The organism is Phenylobacterium sp., from assembly GCF_036263695.1.
Classification (GTDB): domain Bacteria; phylum Pseudomonadota; class Alphaproteobacteria; order Caulobacterales; family Caulobacteraceae; genus Phenylobacterium.
In genome coordinates this window covers 1-4,477 of the sequence record NZ_DATAGM010000338.1, presented here as the reverse complement: position 1 = coordinate 4,477, position 4,477 = coordinate 1, and the positions used below count along the sequence as shown (strand labels likewise).

Genomic DNA, 4,477 nt, shown 5'->3' with positions numbered 1-4,477 from the left:
GCGCTTCTGGCCGATGGCGACGTAGATGCAATAGAGCTTCGCGCTCTCGTCGCTGCCGGCGTTGATGGCCTTCTGATTCAGGATGGTGTCGATCGCCACGGCGGTCTTGCCGGTCTGGCGGTCGCCGATGATCAACTCGCGCTGGCCGCGGCCGACGGGGATCAGGGTGTCGATGGCCTTCAGGCCGGTCTGCACCGGCTCGTGCACCGACTTGCGCGGAATGATGCCCGGAGCCTTCACGTCCACGCGTCGGCGCTCGGTGACGTTCTGGATCGGACCCTTGCCGTCGATCGGCTCGCCGAGAGGGTTCACGACCCGGCCCAGCAGGCCCTTGCCGACCGGCACGTCCACGATCTCGCCGAGCCGGCGGGCTTCGTCGCCCTCGGCGATGGCCTTGTCGTCGCCGAAGATCACGACGCCGACGTTGTCGCGCTCCAGGTTCAGGGCCATGCCCTTCACCCCGGCCTTAGGGAATTCCACCATCTCCCCGGCCTGGACGTTGTCGAGGCCGAAGATGCGGGCGATGCCGTCGCCGACCGACAGCACCTGGCCGACGTCGGAGACGTCAGCTTCTTCGCCGAAATTGGCGATCTGCGACTTGAGGATGGCCGAGATTTCGGCGGCGCGGATGTCCATGGGTGCTTACGCTCTCTTGAGGGCGAATTTCATTTGGTCGAGCTTCGACTTCAGCGAAGCATCGAACAGGCGGGAACCGACCTTCACGCGGATCCCGCCGAGGATGGCGGGGTCCACACGGGTGGAGATTTCCGGGTCGCGGCCCAGCGCCTGACGCAGGGCGGCGGCGACGCCCATGGCCTGGGCGTCGGTCAGCGGAACGGCGGTGACGACCTCCGCAGCGATGGCGCCGCGGGCTTTGGCCGCCAGGTTCTCGAAACCGGTGATCACCGAGGCCAGCAGCGAGGCGCGGCCGTTGGCGGCCAGCAGGCCCAGGAACTTGCGGGTGGTCGGGCTGAGCTGGGCGGCCGCGGCCACCGCCTGCAGCCCCTTGCTCTTCTCTTCCGAGCCGAAGGCCGGGGAGGACAGCAGCACGCGCAGGTCGCGGCTGTCGGCGAGCATCGCCTTCAGGCTTTTCAGGTCGGCCTCGACCGGGCCCAGCTGGTTCTGCTCGTTCGCCAGATCAAACAGGGCTTGGGCGTAACGTCCGCCCACATTCGAAGCCTTGGAATCGTCAGCCACTTAAGTGTCCGCCCGGTGCGTCGTGAGGGCCGCGGCGAACAACTTCGTCGCGACCTAAAGGCTTGAAAGCGCTTGAAAAAAGCACAAAACCCGGAACTGCTGCTTGCAGCCCCGGCTTAAGCCGCGCGCCTGATAACACGCGACTTTCCGCGCTGCAACCAAGGCCGGGCCGCTGCGGCGGCGTCATTGTCGCGGGCCGTGCGCGGCCGGCCCACGAAAGAGGGCGCCGGCGGTGCGCCGGCGCCCTCCTGGGACGCTCTATAAATAGTGGAGCCTGCGTCAGCCGTTGCAGGCCGCCAGCTTGTCCGCCTCGAGCTGCTTGAGATCGTCGCCGTAGGAATCCACCGGACCCACGGCCTTGACCAACTCCTTGCAGGCGCCGACGGCGACCGTCCGGTCGTTCGGCGCAGCGGAGACGCAGGCCCCGCCGACGCACTGGAACACCGCGCCCCCGGCGACGACCTTGGTCCGCGCGGCGACGCTGGTGCGCAGCTTCGCGACCACCGGCCCCTTCGCCTCGGCGATCGGAGCAATGAAGGAAATAGAGGCGACCGCAAAAGCGGCGGCGATGACGCGATGCAACTTCATGACTGAGCCCCCCTAGGGCCGAACAAACGGGTTCACCTGCGCGCCGTCAGCAGACAGCGACCGACCGCCGGTAACTTATCGGCGTTAATGTACTGTGCATCGGCCGCAGACCGGCGGCCGCGTTAGCGGCGGGGGCAGGAAAAAAAGAGGGCGCCGGCTGTGAAGCCGGCGCCCAGTGGGCTCGACAAATAGACGCTGGGAGTTGGTGCGCCTAATCCGAGAATGGGGTCAGCGGCCAGCGACCATGGTGGCCGGGGTGGCCACGGTGTTGCAGGCGGCGAGCTTGTCGTCGGCCAGCTGCTTGCGGGCGTCGCCGAACGAGGCGACCGGGCCGACCGACTTCGCCAGCTCCTTGCAGGAGGCGGTGGCGATGGTGCGCGAGGCCGGAGCCGCGGCCACGCAGTCGGCGCCTTCGCAGATGAAGACGGCGCCGCCGGCGATCACCTTGGTCTTGGCGGGAACGGCGTCGCGCAGCTTGGCGACGACGGGTTCGGCGGCGTCAGCGGTGACGGCGGCGAAAGACACGGAAGCAAACGCCGTCGCAGCGGCGAGCACGAGGTGCAGTTTCATATTGGGCGCCCTCCAGGGCTTCGGGGAGGAAATGGAATTCGACACGCCGGGCCGCCCCTGGGATCTGACCGCGGTATCCCCACCGCGGCCGGAGAAGCGAACCTAACAACGCTAAGATAACGCTGTTAAGATCGAGGGTGCAACGTCGAATTCTGCAGCGTCGCTATGCAGGATTGCAGAGGCGGAGCAGCGCCCGGGCGCTCTGGCGTGGCCGCTGGGGCGGGTCTGGGGTAAGTCCGGCCATGCCTCAGCGCACCCCCGAGATCACCAACCTGACGTGGGCCGATGTTCCGGCCGGCGCGATCACCCTGCCCCGCGGCGCCGCGCCTATCACCCTCGGCCTCGGCAGCGCGTTGGCCCGGCGGCCCGGTGATCCCCCGGGCCGGGTCTTCGCTCTCGGCGACCGCGGGCCGAACCTGAAGCTGTCCGAAGCCCTCTCCGAATTCGGCTTGATGGCCTTCCAGGCTCTGGATGCGCCGGGGGCCGCGAAGATCATGCCGCGCCTCGAGCTCGGGCCGACCATCTGCGAGCTGCAGGTGGAGGGCGATGGGGTCCGGCTGGTGCGCACCCTGCCGCTGCGCCGGCCTGACGGCGGTCTGGTCACCGGCGCGCCGCCGCCGCACGCCATAGCGGCCGAGCCGGCCTTCGACCTCGCGGCCCGGCCGATCGCCCCCGACCCGGACGGCGCCGACACAGAGGGCCTGGCCGCGCTGTTGGACGGCACGTTCTGGGTCGCCGAGGAATACGGCCCCTCGCTGCTTCGCGTGGCCGCCGACGGGACCGTCCGCGAGCGGTGGACGCCGCCGGGCCGCGCGGCGCGCGGCGCGCGCATCCCGCAGCGGCCCCTGCTGCCGCGGCTGGCCGCGGCGCGTCGCCCGAACCGCGGCTTCGAGGCGCTGGCCCTCTCGCCCGACGAGACCCGGCTGCACGTCGCCTTCCAGAGCGCGCTGGAGACGCCGGGCGAACCGGACGACCAGGTCCGCATCTGGACGCTGGACGCCGCGTCCGGAGCCCTCGTCGCCGAGCACGCCTACCGCTTCGACCCGCCGGACTCCTTCCTGCGCGACGCCGAGGCGGGGCCGGTGGACGCCGCCGTCCTGAAGATCTGCGACGCCGTCTTAATCGGCCCCTCGCGCCTGCTGGTGCTCGAGCGCATCTCCCGGTCGGCGAAGCTCTACCTGGTGACGCTGGAGGCCGCCGAGCGGGGCGAGCCCGCGCCTGCCGGACCGCTGCCGCCGCTGCGCAAGATGCTGCTCTTCTCGACCGACGAGCACCGCCAGATCGCGCCGGACCTCGAGGGCGTGGCGATGCTGTCGGATCGCGAACTGCTGCTGGTGACCGACAACGACTTCGGCCTCGGCGGGGCCGCCACCGCCTTCTACCGGCTGCGGTTCGACGACGCTTTGGATTGAGGCGCCGTGCAGATCCGGCGCCCTTTCGGCGCAGCGTCCCGCGCGTTCATATCTCGTAAACCTTCTCGCGCGTTTCGTGGCCCTGGGATAAAGGCTCCCGCCGGGGCGGGCGCGCAGGCTTAGGACGAGCTGAGACTTCATATGGCCAATGCGCAGCCGCCGTCGGGCGGTCGCCGGGGCGCACCGCCTCGCCCTCGCCGCAGCCCCCTGCAGGCGCTGTTCTACTGGACGACGGTGCTCGCGGTCTGGGGGCTGATCTTCCTGGTCGCCTTCTTCGCGGTGTTCGCCGTCGACCTGCCGGACACCTCCAAGCTCTACGACGTCAAGCGCCAGCCGTCGGTGCACTATCTCGACCGCTCCGGCGGGCTGATCGCGGTGCGCGGCAGCCAATACGCCCCGCCCGTGGACCTCGACCGGCTGCCGCCCTACGTGCCCAAGGCCTTCATCGCCATCGAGGACCGCTGGTTCTACTGGCACTTCGGCTTCAACCCGTGGGGCATCGCCCGGGCGCAGGTTTACAATATGACGCACGAGGGCGGCCCGCTCAGGGGCGGCTCGACCATCACCCAGCAGCTCGCCCGGAACCTGTTCCTGACGCCTAACCAGACCTACCGGCGCAAGATCCAGGAGCTGATCCTGGCGGTCTGGCTGGAGGCGAAATTCTCCAAGAAGGAGATCCTCGAGCTCTACCTGAACCGGGTCTACTTCGG

Annotated in this window: 5 protein-coding genes and 1 pseudogene; 2 read left to right on the top strand and 4 right to left on the bottom strand. The window is 69.4% G+C overall.

Going from position 1 to position 4,477, the window contains the following annotated elements; translation table 11 throughout:
- The 4 genes and pseudogenes from VHK87_RS13665 to VHK87_RS13650 form a co-directional block, all read right to left on the bottom strand.
- A pseudogene (locus VHK87_RS13665) lies at positions 1-636 on the bottom strand (F0F1 ATP synthase subunit alpha); the annotation flags it as partial.
- Between the two features lie 6 nt (positions 637-642).
- A complete protein-coding gene (locus VHK87_RS13660) occupies positions 643-1,197 on the bottom strand; it encodes a F0F1 ATP synthase subunit delta (RefSeq protein ID WP_329635441.1) in 555 nt (184 codons plus the stop codon).
- Between the two features lie 279 nt (positions 1,198-1,476).
- Complete coding sequence (locus VHK87_RS13655; RefSeq protein ID WP_329635440.1) at positions 1,477-1,785, bottom strand: CC_3452 family protein; 309 nt, start codon at positions 1,783-1,785, stop codon at positions 1,477-1,479.
- Positions 1,786-2,013: 228 nt separating this feature from the next.
- Positions 2,014-2,355, bottom strand: coding sequence for a CC_3452 family protein (locus VHK87_RS13650; RefSeq protein WP_329635439.1), 342 nt, complete (start codon positions 2,353-2,355; stop codon positions 2,014-2,016).
- Between the two features lie 242 nt (positions 2,356-2,597).
- Between VHK87_RS13650 and VHK87_RS13645 the strand changes: the two genes are divergently transcribed.
- Together VHK87_RS13645 and VHK87_RS13640 are read left to right on the top strand one after the other, a co-directional pair.
- Positions 2,598-3,767: an esterase-like activity of phytase family protein gene (locus VHK87_RS13645; RefSeq protein WP_329635438.1), complete on the top strand. Its 1,170-nt coding sequence runs from the start codon at positions 2,598-2,600 to the stop codon at positions 3,765-3,767.
- A gap of 141 nt (positions 3,768-3,908) precedes the next feature.
- A partial coding sequence (locus VHK87_RS13640) for a biosynthetic peptidoglycan transglycosylase (RefSeq protein ID WP_329635437.1) occupies positions 3,909-4,477 on the top strand: 569 nt, incomplete at its 3' end.

Bases quoted from the DNA above. Each gene is read 5' to 3' on its own strand.
- VHK87_RS13655 (WP_329635440.1), bottom strand. From the start codon at position 1,785: ATGAAGTTGCATCGCGTCATCGCCGCCGCTTTTGCGGTCGCCTCTATT.
- VHK87_RS13650 (WP_329635439.1), bottom strand. From the start codon at position 2,355: ATGAAACTGCACCTCGTGCTCGCCGCTGCGACGGCGTTTGCTTCCGTG.
- VHK87_RS13645 (WP_329635438.1), top strand. From the start codon at position 2,598: ATGCCTCAGCGCACCCCCGAGATCACCAACCTGACGTGGGCCGATGTT.